Annotated in this window: 12 protein-coding genes, 1 tRNA gene and 3 pseudogenes; 9 read left to right on the top strand and 7 right to left on the bottom strand. The window is 69.0% G+C overall.

Annotation, left to right across the window (positions count from 1 at the left end):
* Nucleotides 1–69 precede the first annotated feature (69 nt).
* Both mutL and IE075_RS15945 read left to right on the top strand, forming a co-directional pair.
* Nucleotides 70–1,209 (top strand): annotated as a pseudogene (mutL, locus tag IE075_RS15950) (DNA mismatch repair endonuclease MutL); the annotation flags it as partial.
* Between the two features lie 72 nt (nt 1,210–1,281).
* Nucleotides 1,282–1,872: pseudogene (locus IE075_RS15945) on the top strand (DNA mismatch repair MutL family protein); the annotation flags it as partial.
* 179 nt (nt 1,873–2,051) lie between these two features.
* On the opposite strand, the gene IE075_RS04735 reads toward IE075_RS15945, so the two are convergent.
* Together IE075_RS04735 and IE075_RS04730 are read right to left on the bottom strand one after the other, a co-directional pair.
* Nucleotides 2,052–2,126 (bottom strand) — tRNA-Val (locus IE075_RS04735).
* Between the two features lie 55 nt (nt 2,127–2,181).
* Nucleotides 2,182–3,834 (bottom strand): MASE1 domain-containing protein, encoded by a 1,653-nt coding sequence (locus IE075_RS04730; RefSeq protein ID WP_229792316.1) that lies wholly within the window; start codon nt 3,832–3,834, stop codon nt 2,182–2,184.
* Here IE075_RS04730 and IE075_RS04725 point away from each other — a divergent pair.
* On the top strand, nt 3,833–4,480 hold the full coding sequence (locus tag IE075_RS04725) for a response regulator transcription factor (RefSeq protein ID WP_189453778.1): 648 nt from the start codon (nt 3,833–3,835) through the stop codon (nt 4,478–4,480). The two genes, IE075_RS04730 and IE075_RS04725, sit on opposite strands and share 2 nt — an antisense overlap.
* Nucleotides 4,481–4,559: 79 nt before the next feature.
* Here the strand turns inward: IE075_RS04725 and IE075_RS04720 are convergent, their stop codons facing one another.
* Nucleotides 4,560–5,540, bottom strand: coding sequence for a restriction endonuclease (locus IE075_RS04720; protein WP_189453776.1), 981 nt, complete (start codon nt 5,538–5,540; stop codon nt 4,560–4,562).
* Between the two features lie 66 nt (nt 5,541–5,606).
* Entirely contained in the window at nt 5,607–5,882 is a 276-nt protein-coding gene (locus IE075_RS04715; protein WP_189453775.1) for a polyhydroxyalkanoic acid system family protein, read from the bottom strand.
* Between the two features lie 67 nt (nt 5,883–5,949).
* On the opposite strand from IE075_RS04715, the gene IE075_RS04710 reads away from it, so the two are divergent.
* Nucleotides 5,950–6,732, top strand: a complete 783-nt coding sequence (locus IE075_RS04710; RefSeq protein WP_189453773.1) for an FHA domain-containing protein — start codon at nt 5,950–5,952, stop codon at nt 6,730–6,732.
* Nucleotides 6,733–6,741: 9 nt separating this feature from the next.
* On the opposite strand, the pseudogene IE075_RS15940 reads toward IE075_RS04710, so the two are convergent.
* Nucleotides 6,742–7,333: pseudogene (locus IE075_RS15940) on the bottom strand (protein-methionine-sulfoxide reductase heme-binding subunit MsrQ); the annotation flags it as partial.
* Nucleotides 7,334–7,547: 214 nt separating this feature from the next.
* On the opposite strand from IE075_RS15940, the gene serC reads away from it, so the two are divergent.
* From serC to aroA, 4 genes are read left to right on the top strand one after another with little or no spacing between them, the layout of a single operon-like run.
* Complete coding sequence (gene serC, locus IE075_RS04700; RefSeq protein WP_189453771.1) at nt 7,548–8,633, top strand: 3-phosphoserine/phosphohydroxythreonine transaminase; 1,086 nt, start codon at nt 7,548–7,550, stop codon at nt 8,631–8,633.
* A 1-nt stretch (nt 8,634) separates the two neighbouring features.
* Nucleotides 8,635–9,768: a prephenate dehydratase gene (gene pheA / locus IE075_RS04695; RefSeq protein ID WP_189453769.1), complete on the top strand. Its 1,134-nt coding sequence runs from the start codon at nt 8,635–8,637 to the stop codon at nt 9,766–9,768.
* Nucleotides 9,768–10,925, top strand: coding sequence for a histidinol-phosphate transaminase (gene hisC, locus IE075_RS04690; RefSeq protein WP_229792314.1), 1,158 nt, complete (start codon nt 9,768–9,770; stop codon nt 10,923–10,925). The genes pheA and hisC overlap by 1 nt, the downstream gene beginning before the upstream one ends.
* The gene (gene aroA / locus IE075_RS04685; protein WP_189453766.1) at nt 10,922–12,259 is read left to right on the top strand and encodes a 3-phosphoshikimate 1-carboxyvinyltransferase; all 1,338 of its coding nucleotides are present in this window, start codon (nt 10,922–10,924) and stop codon (nt 12,257–12,259) included. The genes hisC and aroA overlap by 4 nt, the downstream gene beginning before the upstream one ends.
* Here the strand turns inward: aroA and IE075_RS04680 are convergent.
* On the bottom strand, nt 12,242–13,141 hold the full coding sequence (locus IE075_RS04680; RefSeq protein WP_189453764.1) for a CHAD domain-containing protein: 900 nt from the start codon (nt 13,139–13,141) through the stop codon (nt 12,242–12,244). The genes aroA and IE075_RS04680 overlap by 18 nt on opposite strands.
* A 70-nt stretch (nt 13,142–13,211) precedes the next feature.
* The gene (locus IE075_RS04675) at nt 13,212–13,850 is read right to left on the bottom strand and encodes an energy transducer TonB (protein WP_189453762.1); all 639 of its coding nucleotides are present in this window, start codon (nt 13,848–13,850) and stop codon (nt 13,212–13,214) included.
* A 123-nt stretch (nt 13,851–13,973) separates the two neighbouring features.
* Between IE075_RS04675 and serS the strand changes: the two genes are divergently transcribed.
* A complete protein-coding gene (gene serS / locus IE075_RS04670; RefSeq protein ID WP_189453760.1) occupies nt 13,974–15,254 on the top strand; it encodes a serine--tRNA ligase in 1,281 nt (426 codons plus the stop codon).
* Nucleotides 15,255–15,265: the final 11 nt, after the last annotated feature.

The following is a 15,265-nucleotide window of genomic DNA, read 5'->3' as shown; positions in this document are numbered from 1 at the left end:
TTGCCGGCGCCGACCGCTATCATCCCCGCTGATCCTTCGCGACGGCGGCGCGTGCCCGCCGCGTCCGACGTGCCGATTCGTCCGCTTCCCGACACCCTCATCAATCAGATCGCAGCCGGCGAGGTCGTCGAGCGGCCGGCGTCCGTCGTCAAGGAGATCGTCGAGAACGCCCTCGACGCCGGCGCGCGACGCGTCGATATCGACCTCGAAGACGGCGGCACGCGCCTGATTCGCATCCGGGACGACGGCGGCGGGATCCCGCCCGGCGAACTGCCGCTCGCGATCCAACGGCACGCCACGAGCAAGATTGCTTCGCTCGACGACCTCGAGGGCGTCGCGACGCTCGGATTCCGGGGCGAGGCCTTGCCGTCGATCGCGTCGGTGAGTCGGTTCGCCATGACCTCGCGCTGCGACGGCGCCGACCACGGCACGCGCCTCGAGGTCGACGGCGGTCGCGTCGGCGAACTCGCGCCGCATCCGCATCCGCGCGGGACCACGGTCGAAGTGCGGGATTTATTCTTCAACGTGCCGGCGCGCCGCAAGTTCCTGCGCGCCGAGCGCACCGAGTTGGGCCACATCGAGGAGTGGTTGCGGCAGCTCGCGCTCTCGCGCCCCGACGTCGAGCTACGGGTGACGCACAACGGGCGCCCGTCGCGCCGTTGGAAAGGCGAGGGCACGTTGCTGACCGACGTGCGCCTGCACGAGGCGCTCGGCGAGGAGTTTGCGCGCAACGCGCTTGCCGTCGATCACGCCGCGGCCGGGCTGCGCCTGCACGGCTGGATCGGCCGGCCGGTCTACAACCGCGCGAGCGCGGACCAGCAGTACCTGTACGTCAATGGCCGGGCCGTGCGCGATCGAAGCGTGGCGCACGCGGTCAAGCAGGCGTATTCCGATGTGCTCTTCCACGGGCGGCAGCCCGCGTACGTACTGTTTCTGGAGCTCGATCCGCGCCGCGTCGACGTCAACGTGCACCCAGCGAAGCACGAGGTTCGATTCCGCGATGCGCGGCTCATCCACGATTTCGTGTTTCGCACGCTGCACGAGGCGCTCGCGGAGACGCGTGCGGGCATGGCGGGTGGGGAAGCCTTGCCCGCTGCCGTACCGCCGGGGCCCAGCATCTCCGGATCGCGATGGGGCCCGCCCGCACCCCAAGCGCCGCTCGGTCTGCAGGTCGCCGATGCACGCGCCGTTTACTCCGCCCTGTATGGTGCGCGCGAAGCGGAGGAATCGTCACCGAACGCGTTGGCTCCGTCGTGCCGCGTTCCAGAACCTGCCGGCTCGTCCACGACGCCGCCACTCGGCTTTGCGATCGCTCAGTTGCATGGCATCTACATCCTGGCCGAGACGGCGGACGGTCTGATCGTCGTCGACATGCACGCGGCGCATGAGCGGATCGGTTACGAGAAGCTCAAGACGGCTCACGACGGTGAAGGGCTGCGCTTGCAGCCGCTGCTCGTGCCGGCGACGTTGGCGGTGTCGGAACGCGAGGCGGAAACGGCCGAGCGCGAGAGCACGACGCTCGCGGCGCTCGGATTCGAAGTCACGCGCATGGGCCCGCAATCGTTGACGCTCCGGGCGGTTCCCGCGCTGCTCGCGCACGGCGACGTCGAAGCGCTGCTGCGCGATGTCCTCGCGGACCTGCGCGAGCACGGGGAATCGCGGCGGGTGCGTGAGGCGCGCGATGAGCTGCTGGCGACAATGGCGTGCCACGGCGCCGTGCGCGCGAACCGTCGCCTGAGCGTTCCGGAGATGAACGCCCTCCTGCGTGAAATGGAAGCCACTGAGCGGTCCGGTCAGTGCAACCACGGCCGGCCGACCTGGGCTCGTTTCTCGCTTGCGGAGATGGACCGCTGGTTCCTGCGCGGGCGTTGAAGCCATCCGCCGGGTGCGCTCGCGCTGAGGCTGTCCGGGCTCGGGCCATTCGCCGCGCCTATAGCGCGTGGTCGATTCCTTATCACTCCGATGCCCGCAGCGGCCACCGAGCGCCCACGTGTGACCACGCCAGCCCAAAACGAAAACAGGCCGGCATCTGCCGACCTGTTTCGTGTATCTGGTGGGCGGTGCAGGGTTCGAACCTGCGACCCTTGCCGTGTGAAGGCAATGCTCTACCGCTGAGCTAACCGCCCGAATGGGGCGCGAAGTATAGCGCACGCACGGCCGGGGCTGACAAGCGTTTGCAGCTTATGCGTCGTGCGGTGCGCGCGTCGGTTCGAGGGGTCGATCAGGCGCGGCGTCGGAGGCGTCCGGCTCCAGTGCGGGCACGCGCATCTGGAGCCAATGGCGCGGGAGCCCGGAGCGCGCGTTGAATCGGTATGCCGCGCCGAGCGCATCGGCTCGATCGCGAATGCTCTGCAGCCCGTGCCCGAGCCGCTCCGCAGGCACCTGGAGTTCGCCTGCGTGGTCGGTGATGCGCAGCGTCAGCGGGTTGCCGGTGTCGCCGCCTTCAAGCGCGATCTCGATCTGCAGGAATCCGCCGCAACCATGGCGCACGGCATTCGTCGCCGCCTCCTGCGCGATGCGATACAGCATCGTCGCGATGTCCGCAGGCACGCGCGGCACCGGGCCCCGAATCACGCAGTCGTAGCGCACGCCCGCGTTGCGCACCATCTCCGCGACCGGTCCGACGGTGAGTGCACGAACGAGGCCAAAGCGCGTGAGGCTCACCGGATGCAGATGGTTGATTGCGTCGCGCAGGTGGCCGTGCGCGGTGGTCACCAGGTTGCGGAGGTCTTCAAGCTGCTCGTCGATGTGGTCGTTCGACGTGCGCCGCTGAAGCAGACGCAGACGCGTCGCGATGGCTGTCATGTCCTGCCCGAGCGCATCGTGGAGTTCCGCCCCGAGGTGACGCCGTTCTTGCTCCTGCTGGGATGCAAGTCGCGTGGCGGTCGCACGCAACTCCTGAGCCTGCGCCCAGAGGCGCTGGCTCAGCGTGCGCACTGCCGAACTTTGCACGCGCACGGCGTCCGCGTTTGCGGCGACGAGCAGTGCCGCCGCGCCGATGACCGCCGCGAAGAGTTCCAGCTGGCCGCGCGCGAACCTCAACTGCAGCGGTTGCCCGGCCCACCCGAATCCGATCTCAACCAGGCAACGGCCGAGCGCGATGAGCCCCAGCGAAACCGCGCATGCGCGCCAGCCGTGTCGATGCGCGATCCACAGCAGCGGAAGCGACGAGATCAGCACGGGATACCGCATGTCGGCCATCCCGGGCAGTGCCAGGATCAGTACAAGGCAGAGCGCCGGCAGTGCGACCGTGCCGTTGCCGAGGGTGATCGCCCAGTCGCGGGTCGGGTCGATCCAGTGCTCACGGAGCACCAGGAGGAGCGGGGCAACGGTCATGACGCCGATGAGGTCACCGACGGCGTACGCGAACAGGCGGCCGAGGGCGTCGCGGGTGGGAACGCCGTCGAGCATGACCACGAGGGTCACCGCCAGGCCGGTCGCGACTGCCGCGCCTAGGCCGACCGTCAGTTGGCGCCCCATCCATTGCGGGGTCATGACCAGTGTGGTGGTGCGCCCGGCCACGTGCACCAAGCCGGCGTAGATGAGCCACGGCATCGTCACCGCGCAGACCATCGCCAATGGCGAATCCAGTCCCCAACGGGCATGCGCCATAAGCGCTGCGGCTGCCCATTCGATCGCGGCCATCGGCCACCACAGCCGCACCGGGAGAATCGCGAGCGTCGCCAAGCGCAGGCCTGCGGGCAGAAACCAGACGCCCGTCGACAGCATGTACAGGCCTAACCACGCGGGGCCGTACAGCGCAAGCCAGAGATTTTCTGATCGACCGAGCAGGCCCGTCCGGGGTGTACTGTCCGGCAGTTGAGTCGCTCGCATGGGGTCCATGCCGCCTTTAAAGATCGTACTGGTCGACGACCACCCCATTGTACGCGCGGGGTTTCGTCAACTGTTGGACCTCGAGTCCGACCTCACCGTCACGGCAGAAGCCGGCAATGCGAAAGAACTCGCGGCGCTGATGCTGACAACGCCGTTCGATTTGCTGATCCTCGATCTTTCACTGCCCGACGGAGACGGGCTGGTGATGATTCGCCATCTGCTCGCGCAACGCCCGAACCTGCCGATCATCGTGCTCAGCATGCACAGCGGACCGCTGTACATGCACGAGGCGCGCACGGCCGGCGCGCGTGGCTTTGTGAGCAAGAGCTCGCATCCCGACGAGATCCTGCTTGCAATCCAGGCGGTGCGCCGCGGCGATACATACTTCGACGAAGATGGCCACGCGGATGGAGAGGAACCGGGCGAGGCGCTGTTGGCCCGCGTGCCGCAGCTAACCCAGCGGGAAGCCCAAGTGCTGTTGCTGCTCGCACGCGGCCACTCGGTGGCGCGCGTCGCTTCGACGATCGGCATCAACCCGAAGACGGCATATGCCCACCGCGCGAGCATCTACAACAAGCTTGGTTTCAGCACCGATATCGCGCTGCGCCGGTTCGCGATACAGAACGGCTTGATCGAGCCGGATTGAGCGGTGCCGGTCGCGCATGCCTGCGGCCGACGCTTCTCCAATCATTACGCGCGCAGCGCGGTCGCCCGCACAGACGCGATTAGTACGCCCGGCACTGCATGAACCGCACGGGCATCGTGCTGCCCTGCGCGGCCTGAAGCTGCACGCGCGACGCGCGAAGCGCGTCGTAGCGCTCGAGCACGGCGCAGACACCCGCACGCACGTCGGCTGCGTCCGGATCGAGAATGACCAGCAGGGTCGAACGCGTCGACCACACGGACCGGTCGACGCCTGGGACCGCATTGACCGCCTCAAGCACCGCCTGGCGCGTGGCCTCGTCATCGGCCGCGACGCCTGCGGGAGGCGCGGCGGGGCGAGGCTGTGCTGGAACTTCGGGCGCGTTTTGAGCCGAACCGGTGCGCCCCGGCGCCGGCTGCGCAGACGCCGCACTTGTTCGCTCCGGGGCCGACTCATCGCCGCCGCCGACCAGCCCGACGACGAGCGCGACGCCGATTCCCATCGCGGCCGCTGCCAGCCACGCTCCGACCAGCGCGCGGCGGTGCCGGCGCTGCACCTGCTCGTTGACGTGGTCCTGCAGGCCGGCAGGCAGCAGCGGGGCGATGAGCTCCCAAAGCGAAGCACCGTCGAGGAGTTCGACCCGTTCGCGGGTGCGCGCCAGGCCGGGGGCAATGCGGCCCAGCGTGGCGATGACGCCGCCTGCGGCGCCTCGCTGTCGCACGGCGTGGCCCATCTCTTCGACCTGCTTCTCCGTGATGCGATAGTCCGGTGATTGGCGGCAGGTGAGCAGCCAGCTGCGCTGGTCCCGGCGCAGCAGCACGTCGGCCGAGTCACGCGATGCCGCCGACGCGTCTTCCGACAGAGGCGCCGCCTCGAAGCCCTGCGCTTGCAGTGCTGTGACGACAAACTGCGAGAACTCCCGCCAGCGCATTGCGGCGAGTGCACGGATGCCGGCAGCCGCTTCCATCCGCCGCCGCCCGCGGTACCGGAGGGCCATCGTCGCGATGACGCCCAAGGCAAGAGCGACGACAACGGCAATCAGGACGAGACGGCTGATCGGCATTCCAAGGGCACCCGGAGACAGGCCGGCACTATAGCGGTGGCGAAGTGGCGGCGGAGTCTGCCCAACTCAGTGGAACCGCTCGGCAAGCACGCGGCGGATCTCGCTTTCGATCGTGCCCTTCATCGCGGACATCAGGAATCCGAGCTGGGCGCTGACGTGCAGCTGGTGGGGGAGCAGTGCGATGTGGCCGTCGATGCCGCTGCGCTGGAAGCGCAGCACGTCGCCGTCCCATTCGCAGTGCGCGCCGAAGCGGTGCGAGAGCGTCTCGGCGAGTTGCTGCACGGCCTGTCGTGCGTGCGGTGGGTCCAGCGAATGGGCGTGGCGGATGTCGATCTGCGACATGAAACCTCCTCTGCGGTGCCCGCATGCGAGCGTGGGCGGGCCGCGCATCATGCTAGATTGCCCGCGCGTGAATACCCTGAGACTGCGATTTCCCGACGCCGCGCCGTCCGACCTCGTCCTCGAGTCGGGCGTGCACACTGTGGGGCGCGGTAGTGACGGGCGCCTGGCGCCAATCGCGCGTCAGGACGCGATGCTGCAGGTGTCGGTGGACCGCCGCGGCGCGTGGCTCCAGGTGCGTGACGGTGCGCGCGGTGTGCACGTCAACGGGCGGCCGGTGCGCCGCGTGGCATTGCTGCGGGCAGGCGATGTCGTGTTCGCCGAAGGCAGCGAACTGCTGCTGCTCGGCGAGCCGCCGGGGACCCGCAATGACGAGTCGACTGCGTCGTCGGATGCACGCGTGGTGCTCCGCGGCGTGGGAGGCCTCAACCACGGGCGCAGTTTCTTGCTCGATCGCGGCTGCGTGATCGGCCGCGGGCGTGAATGCGAGGTGCGGATCGACGGGCCCACGGTCGCCGAGCGACAAGCCGTCGTCGAGTGCGAGAGCGGCGGAATCGTGCTGCGCGAAACTGGGAGCGTCGAGCTCTGCATGGTCAACGGGCACGCCGTCCGTGAGGCGTGGCTTCGTTCGGGCGATCAGATTCTCATCGGCGCGCACCACCGGTTCGTGCTCGAGTCTTCGAGCCCCGGGCCGGGGCGACGCGTCGAACGCGACACGTCCGAATTCGTCGATACCGAAGAGCCTGAGCCCGAGCCAATGCCCGCGCGGCGCTGGCGCGTGCCCTGGCTGCTGATCGCAGCGCTGATGCTCTCGGCGGCGCTCAGCCTGCTGCTGCTGTACGGCGCGGGCTGACCGGCGGGAGCGGCGATACGGCCGCCAGCCCGGCAGCCCGGCGAGGATCGCCTCGTAGGTTGCCGGCTCGCGAACGTCGGCCTTCACGAGCCACAAGAAACGCAGCACGCGGGCACAGCGGTCGCATAGACGAGCTGGTGCAGGCGCGCCGACTTGCGGCCGAGGCGTCGAATCACGGCTTTCGCCGAGGTTGCGGCGAGCGGCACGAGCAGCAGCCACGCGATGAAACCGACCGGGATGCAGGCCGCTTTACGAACTCTTCGGAGATCGGCCTCCAGTACCCGCGCAGGTCGAGGACAAGCTACGCCGCGGAGTGGAGGGCGGCGTCGGCGAATGGATACAGCCCGAGCATCCGTCGGAAGCGCAGCGGCCACGGCTGTCCGATGAGCCGCCGCAGTAGGCTCATCGCGAGCGTCAGCAGCAGAAAGCGCAGCGCCCACAGGCCGAGGTAGGGCTCGATCGCGGCGCCCGGATCAGCTCCGGGCGCCCCGGCGCGGGTCAGGAATTCGTCGCCCACGAGCAGCGAGAGCACCGCGACGCGAGCCAGCGCGAGCGCAGGATTGGCCGCGAGCGCGCGGAGCAACCGGCGGCGGCAGTACATCGCCTCGTCGGTGATCTTGCTCGCCGGGATCCGCCAGTGCGAAAGGCCGGCATCGGGGCTCCGCGGCGTGCCGCTATTGAGTAGCCCGCAGCCGGCGTGAATCGATCGTGCCCCGAGCAGCCTCATGCGCGACGATCATGTCGAGGTGCCTCCGCGCGATCCACATGCGCGAATGCGCTGCGGCATACTCGCCACCCCCGCCCGGAGCCCCGCCATGGCGCGTGTTTTCAACTTCAGTGCCGGTCCCGCCACGTTGCCCCAGAGCGTGCTCGAGCGGGCACGCGACGAGATGCTCGAGTGGAATGGTGTCGGCGCATCGATCGTCGAACTCAGCCATCGAGGCCCGGAGTTCATGGAAGTCGCTGCGCGCGCGGAAGCCGACCTGCGTGCGTTGCTCTCGATTCCCGACGACTACGCCGTACTGTTCCTCGCTGGCGGGGCCACCACGGCTCAGGCCCTGATCGCGCTGAACTTCGCGCAGCCCGGGCAGCCGGCTGACTACGTCGTCAGCGGCCACTGGGGCAAGACGGCCATCAAGCAGGTCGCGCCGTATGTCGATGCGCGCATCGCGGCAACGAGCGAGGACAACGGGTTCCACGACGTGCCGCCGCCGTCGACCTGGACGCTGACCCCGGACGCCGCGTATGTGCACTACACCGCGAACGAGACCATCCACGGTGTCGAGTACCGAGAGGTGCCGCGCGTCGACGGCGGAACACTGATCGGCGATTTCAGTTCTTCGATCGCATCGGAGCCGCTGGACATCTCCCGCTTCGGCCTGATCTACGCAGGCGCGCAGAAAAACCTCGGCCCCGTCGGCGTGACCGTGCTGATCATCCGGCGCGACCTGCTCGAGCGCGAAGGCCAGCCGCGCGCGGAGATCCTCGACTACCGCGCCCACGTGCGCGGCGAGTCGATGCTCAACACGCCGCCGACCTGGAACTGGTACCTCGCCGGGCTCGTGTTCCGCTGGATGCTGGACGAGGGCGGCGTCGAGGAATTCGCGCGGCGCAACGGACGCAAGGCGGCGTTGCTCTACGACGCGATCGACGGCTCGAGCGGCTTCTATCGAAACGACGTGGCGGCCGCTGCGCGCTCGCGGATGAACGTGCCGTTTTTCCTGCACGACGAGGCGCTGAACGCGGAGTTCCTGGCCGAGTCCAAGGCCGCAGGGCTGCTCGCCTTGAAGGGCCACCGCGTGCTCGGCGGCATGCGCGCGTCGATCTACAACGCGATGCCCGAGGCGGGCGTGCAGGCGCTGGTCGACTTCATGCGCGATTTCGCGCGGCGGCGCGGCTGACATGAACGCTGGCACCGATGGGGCGACGTCTTCGCCGCTCGACGAGGCCGCGCTGGCCTCCGCCGACCTTGCGACGCTCCGCGAGCGCATCGACGGCATCGACCGGCATATTCAACAGCTGATCTCGGAGCGTGCGCAGTACGCGGCGCACGTCGGCCGTGCGAAGGGTCCGCTCGCTGCGGCTGTCGACTACTACCGGCCCGAGCGCGAGTCGCAGGTGCTTCGGCGCGTGGTGGATCGCAATGACGGGCCGCTCGGCGACGACGTGCTCGTGCGGCTGTTCCGCGAAATCATGTCCGCTTGCCTCGCGCAGCAGGAGCCGTTGAAGATCGGTTTCCTAGGCCCTGAAGGCACGCATTCGCAGCAGGCGGTGTTCAGGCACTTTGGTCACTCGGTGCACGGCCTGCCGCTTGCGAGCATCGAAGAGGTGTTTCAGGAAGTCGCCAGCCGCAGCGCCGACTTCGGCATCGTGCCGGTCGAGAACTCCACGCAGGGCACGATCCAGTCGACACTCGACATGTTCCTGACCTCGCCCCTGAAGATCTGCGGCGAAGTCGAACTGCGGATCCACCAGCACCTGCTCTCCCGCAGCGGCCGCATCGAGGACATCGAGCGGGTGTACTCGCATCCGCAATCGTTCGCGCAGTGCAAGGCCTGGCTGCGCGAACACCTGCCGCGCGCGGAAGCCGTTCCGGTGTCGAGCAATGCCGAAGCCGCACGTCGCGCACGAAACGCCGACGACGCGGCAGCGATCGCGGGCGAGAGTGCCGGCACGGTGTACGGCCTCAAGCGCGTTGCCGGCCCGATTGAGGACCGGCCCGACAACACCACGCGGTTTCTCGTGCTCGGGCGGGAGCTGTTTCCGTCCTCGGGCCACGACCGCACCTCGCTGCTCGTGTTCGTCAACGACCAGCCAGGCGCGCTGCACCACGTGCTCGCACCGTTTGCGCGACACGGGCTGAGCATGAGCCGCATTGAGTCGCGGCCGGGGCACACCGGACGCTGGCAGTACGCGTTCTTCATCGACATCGCCGGCCACGTTGACGAGCCCGCAATGCGCGCAGCGCTCGACGAGCTTGCGCCGTACGCGCGCGAGGTCAAGGTGCTCGGCTCGTATCCGGTTGCGATCGCATGATGGACGCGGCACCCGATCCGAACGCCCAGCCCGCCTATGACGAAGCATGGTTCGCATCGCGTGCCACGGCCGGCGTACGACGCCTGAAGGCCTACGACCCCGGCCACGACCTGGTCGCGCTCCGGGAACGCTTCGGCGAGCTCGCGCTCGTCGAGTTGGGTTCAAACGAGAATCCCTACGGCGCGTCTCCGGCGGCGCGCGGCGCGATCCTCGACGAGCTGCACGCGCTGCACCGTTACCCCGACCCACGCGGCGGGGTGTTGAAACGCGCACTCGCGGAGAAGCACGGCGTCGACGCATGCCGCATCGTGCTCGGCAACGGTTCGCACGAACTGCTGATGCAGCTCGCACAGGTCTTTGCGGGACCTGGAGACGAGGTGGTGTTCTCGCAGTTCGGTTTCGCGGTGTTCGCGCTTGCGACGCAGGCGGCAGGCGCGAGCGCATGCGTCGTCCCCGCGCTCGGCGTCGATGACCCGATGCCGCTTGGTCATGACCTCGACGCGATTGCCGCTGCGATCACGCCTGCTACGAAGCTCGTCTACGTCGCGAACCCGAACAACCCGACCGGCACCTGGTTTGCGCGCGAGCGCTTTGCCCGCTTCATGGCCGCTGTGCCGCCCGACGTCATCGTCGTGATGGACGAGGCATATGCGGAGATGGCCGACGCCGCAGCGCAGACCGATGCGCGGCCGCTGCTGGAGCAACACGCGAACCTCGTGATCACGCGCACCTTCAGCAAGGGCTACGCGCTCGCGGGTATGCGTGTCGGCTATGCAATGGCGGCGCCCGAGCTGGTCGCGGTGATGGAGCGCGTGCGCGAGAGCTTCAACGTCAATGGCCCAGCACTGGCGGCATGCGCCGCAGCGCTGGGCGATGAAGCGCATCTGGCCTGGTCGTGCGAACGCAACGCCGAGCAACGCGTGGCGCTGTCGGAGGCCCTTCGTTCGCGCGGCCTGCGCGTGCCGCCGTCGCAAACGAACTTCGTGCTCGTCGAACTCGGTGAGCGCACGTCCAAGATTGAAGCGGCCCTGCTGGAACGCGGCGTAGTGCTCCGCCCGATGCGCGGCTACGGGCTGCCGACGTACTCGCGCATCACGATCGGCACGCGCGATGAAAACCGGCGGCTGCTCGCCGCGTTGGACGAGGTGCTGGCATGAGCGGCAGTTCCCAGCATTGGATCGCATCGGCGGGCGCGCCATTGCGCGGCCGCGTGCGCGTGCCGGGGGACAAGTCGATCTCGCACCGCGCGGTGATGCTCGGTGCGCTCGCGGACGGTGTCACGCGAGTGTCCGGTTTTCTCGAGGGCGAGGACACCCGGGCCACCGCGCGCGTGTTCGAGCAACTCGGCGTCCTCATCGAAACGCCGAGTGCGAGCGAACGCATCGTGCATGGCGTCGGGCTGCATGGCTTGCGCGCGCCGGGTGCGCCGTTGGACTGCGGCAACGCCGGCACCGGCATGCGGCTGCTCGCGGGTGTGCTCGCCGCGCAGGCGTTCGACAGCGTGCTCGTCGGCGACGCGTCTTTGTCGAAGCGGCCAATGAAGCGCGTCATCGAGCCGCTCGAACGCATGGGCGCTCTGATCGAGTCGCACGACGGGCTCCCGCCACTGCAGGTGCGCGGCGGTCGCGCGTTGCATGGCGTCGAGTACGCGCTCCCTGTTGCGAGCGCGCAGGTGAAGTCGGCGATCCTGCTTGCAGGGCTGTACGCGCAGGGCACCACGCGCGTCGTAGAGCCGCATCCAACGCGCGATTACACCGAGCGCATGCTCGCCGCGTTCGGCTGGCCGGTGGATTTTTCGCCCGGGCGCGCACAACTGGAGGGCGGCCACCGCTTGCGTGCGACGGACGTGGACGTGCCTGCGGACTTTTCGTCGGCCGCGTTTTTCCTCGTCGCCGCGAGCGTGGTGCCGGGCTCGGAGCTCTGCGTCGACGCGGTCGGCATGAACCCCCGGCGCACCGGTCTGTTACGCGCGTTGCGCGCGATGGGCGCAGATATCGACGTCCGCAACGAGCGCGAACAGGGCGGTGAAGGCGTCGCGGATCTCCACGTCCGATACGCGCCGCTGCGCGGCATCGACGTGCCGGTCGAGCTCGTGCCCGACATGATCGACGAGTTTCCGGCGCTGTTCGTCGCCGCCGCGTGCGCACAGGGGCGCACCGTCGTGCGCGGCGCGGCCGAGCTGCGCGTCAAGGAGTCCGATCGCATCGCGACGATGGCGGTCGGCTTACGCGCACTGGGGGCACGCATCGAGGAAACCCCGGACGGCGCGATTATCGAGGGCAGCACGCTGCACGGCGGCGCGGTCGATAGCCACGGCGACCATCGCATTGCGATGAGCCTCGCCATTGCGGCGCAGCGCGTGGGCGGGCCGGTCCGCATCGACGACGTCGCGAATGTCGCCACGTCGTTCCCGGGCTTCGTTGCGCTTGCACGCGGTTGCGGTTTCGGACTCGACGACGCCGGGGAGCCGGCGTCAGACCAGCTCGTCTAGGCGCCATGCGCGCCAGTACGCGCGCATGCGGCGCTCGAACGCCTTCGGCTTCTCGGCAAACAGGCGCGCCGCCGGTGCGAGCGCGCGACGCTCGAGCTCGCGCATGCGCGCCTCGAGCAGCGGGATCGCACGTGCGGCGGCGTCACGGATTGCATCGTCGTCGATGTGCGCGCGCAACGCGTCGACGAGGACCGCAGCGTCGTGATGGTCGCCGAGCACCTCGGCGAGCGCCCCAGCCTCGTCCGACGCTGCCGACAGCGGACCTCGCCACAGGCCGCGCAGCAGATCCAGTTGGAAGCGGTGGTATTTCACCCGCTTGCGCAGCTCGTGCAGGCCGTCCGGCGTGGGCGTCGAAGCGCAGGCGCGCGCGCCGTCGCGACCGCGGCGGTACGTTCGCGACAGGCCGTCGCGGATCGCGCTGAAGCTGGTGTCGTCGAGAGTCCAGCTCGCGACGCGTTCGCGCTGCTCGCGAAGGGCAATCCGGACTTCGGCCCGGACTTCCTCATGGGCGAGCGCATGCAGCGCATTCGTGCGCGACGCATCCAGCCAGTTGCGCAGAGTTTCGGCATCCGATTGATTCAGCCCGTCGTGACCGTCGGTGAGCCGGTCGAGCGTATCGAGCCGCACGGCGGCGTCGCGCACGGGGGCCAGCCGTCGTGCGACGTCGCGGGCGGCCCGTTGCTCGCGACCGTAGCCGTCGAGTGAACCGCGCACGAGGCGCAGCAGGGCACGCAGTTTCTTGCAGCGTTTGCGGATCGCGTGGGCGACGTCGCCGGGCGCACCGTCACTGTCGGCGGACTTGAGCATCGCGTCGATCTGCTCCAGTGCAATCCGGCGCAGCGCGATCTCGATGGATTCCTTGCGTCGAATTCGGTAGCTCATGCGGGCGCGCCTCCTGTGACTCGCCATGCGAAGCCTGAGTACCTCGTGTTCGCGCGCGCTTTCGACGCGCTCATTGCCGCGAGAACTCGATCGGCACGACGACGTTGCCGACCGTCGGGCGGCCGTTCTCGCTCGCCGGACGAAACCGCCAGCGTTTGACCGCATCAAGCGCTGCGCGGTCCAGATCACGCGAGCCACTGCCGCTGACCAGGCTCACCGACGTCGGCACCCCGTCGGGCCCTATCGCGGCGCGCACGTTGACGACGCCCTGCTCGCCGCGGCGCAGCGCACGGACGGGGTATTCGGGCGCGGGTGACTGGTTCGCGATCGGCTGCGGGTCGACATAGCCGGCCGTCGCGGGCGCGGGGCGCTGCGCCGCGCGCGGCATCGTCGGCACCGGCGGCGGCCGGGTTTCGACCAGCTGGGCGTCGCCATCAGGGCCCTCGGGTGCATCGACCGGGCGCGACAGACCCACCGCGCCGTCGCCGGGCAGCGGGGCGGGCAGCGGCGCGTAGTCGGGCGAGGCGGCCTCTGAGTCGGGCGCCTCCGCGCGATAGAAGTCGTTGCCGTCCTTATCGCGCATCAGCACGAAGGCGAACAGCGCAAGGCCCGCAAAGAACGCAAGGGCGATCCACAGCCACGGACGGCCACGCAACCCCATTGCACGGCGCGCGGACGAATCGTGGACGGCTTCGGGTTCTCGGGGCATCGGCAATCTCCGTAAGGCATCGACATCGTGCCGGGGGGCGCGTCAACGTGTCGAAACGCACCACGCCGCACCTCACATGCACGAGGCTGCGATAATCGCCGCTTCCCCACGCCGGTGCGCGCCATGCTCGATCCGACCCTCCTGCGGCAGAACCCCGCCGACCTCGCCGAACGCCTGCGCACGACGCGGGGCTTCGAGCTCGACGCGTCGTCGCTCGAGGCACTGGAGGCCGAGCGCAAGCAGATCCAGATGCGCACGCAGGAGCTGCAGAACCTGCGCAACACGCGCAGCAAGGCGATCGGGCAGGCCAAGGCGAAGGGCGAGGACGCAAGCGCGCTGCTCGCCGAAGTCGCGGGTTTCGGCGACGAGCTCAAGGCGAGCGAGGCGCGCCTGGACACGATCAAGGCCGAGCTCGAGGCCATCGCGCTCGGCATCCCGAACCTCCCGCACGAGTCAGTGCCGGTCGGCGCCGACGAGAGCGACAACGTCGAGCAGCACCGCTGGGGCACGCCGCGCGAGTTCGACTTCGAGGTCAAGGACCACGTCGAACTGGGTGCGCGCCACGGTTGGCTCGATGGCGATGCCGGCGCGAAGCTCTCCGGCGCGCGCTTCACCGTGCTGCGCGGCGGCCTGGCGCGCCTGCATCGCGCGCTTGCGCAGTTCATGCTCGACCTGCACACGGGCGAGCACGGCTATGTCGAAACGAACGTGCCGCTCGTCGTCAACGCCGACAGCATGCGCGGCACCGGGCAGCTGCCGAAGTTCGAGGACGACCTGTTCAAGACCGAGGTCGGCGAAACCACGCGCTACCTGATTCCGACCTCGGAAGTGCCGCTGACGAACCTCGTGCGCGACGAAATCGTCGACGCCGACGCGTTGCCGCTGCGCATGACCGCGCACTCGATGTGCTTCCGCGCCGAGGCGGGCGCACACGGCCGCGACACGCGCGGGATGATCCGACAGCACCAGTTCGAGAAGGTCGAACTGGTGACGATCGCCACGCCGGACACGAGCCACGACGAGCACGAGCGCATGACGCGCTGCGCCGAGGTCGTGCTCGAACGCCTCGGCCTGCCGTACCGCCGCATGCTGCTGTGCACGGGCGACATGGGCTTCGCGGCGGCGAAGACGTTTGACCTCGAAGTCTGGCTGCCGTCGCAGCAGACTTATCGCGAAATCTCCTCGTGCTCGAACTGCGAGTCGTTCCAGGCGCGCCGCATGCAGGCGCGCTGGCGCAACCCGGCCACCGGCAAGCCCGAGCCCGCACACACGCTCAACGGCTCGGGCGTCGCGGTGGGCCGCGCGATGATCGCTGTCATGGAGAACAACCAGAACGCCGACGGTTCGATCACCGTTCCGGACGCGCTGCGTCCCTACATGGGCGGGCTCGAGCGACTCGACTGAGGCGTCCCCAC

It is taken from the genome of Cognatilysobacter bugurensis (assembly GCF_014652095.1).
Lineage (GTDB): Bacteria > Pseudomonadota > Gammaproteobacteria > Xanthomonadales > Xanthomonadaceae > Cognatilysobacter > Cognatilysobacter bugurensis.
Note: the sequence above shows the minus strand (reverse complement) of the source record. Positions and strands in the feature narration are given on the sequence as shown.

Coding starts and splice junctions, on each gene's coding strand:
- IE075_RS04725 (WP_189453778.1), top strand. CDS start 3,833: ATGGGGTCCATGCCGCCTTTAAAGATCGTACTGGTCGACGACCACCCC.
- IE075_RS04730 (WP_229792316.1), bottom strand. CDS start 3,834: ATGCGAGCGACTCAACTGCCGGACAGTACACCCCGGACGGGCCTGCTC.
- IE075_RS04720 (WP_189453776.1), bottom strand. CDS start 5,540: ATGCCGATCAGCCGTCTCGTCCTGATTGCCGTTGTCGTCGCTCTTGCC.
- IE075_RS04715 (WP_189453775.1), bottom strand. CDS start 5,882: ATGTCGCAGATCGACATCCGCCACGCCCATTCGCTGGACCCACCGCAC.
- serC (WP_189453771.1), top strand. CDS start 7,548: ATGGCGCGTGTTTTCAACTTCAGTGCCGGTCCCGCCACGTTGCCCCAG.
- pheA (WP_189453769.1), top strand. CDS start 8,635: ATGAACGCTGGCACCGATGGGGCGACGTCTTCGCCGCTCGACGAGGCC.
- hisC (WP_229792314.1), top strand. CDS start 9,768: ATGGACGCGGCACCCGATCCGAACGCCCAGCCCGCCTATGACGAAGCA.
- aroA (WP_189453766.1), top strand. CDS start 10,922: ATGAGCGGCAGTTCCCAGCATTGGATCGCATCGGCGGGCGCGCCATTG.
- IE075_RS04680 (WP_189453764.1), bottom strand. CDS start 13,141: ATGAGCTACCGAATTCGACGCAAGGAATCCATCGAGATCGCGCTGCGC.
- IE075_RS04675 (WP_189453762.1), bottom strand. CDS start 13,850: ATGCCCCGAGAACCCGAAGCCGTCCACGATTCGTCCGCGCGCCGTGCA.
- serS (WP_189453760.1), top strand. CDS start 13,974: ATGCTCGATCCGACCCTCCTGCGGCAGAACCCCGCCGACCTCGCCGAA.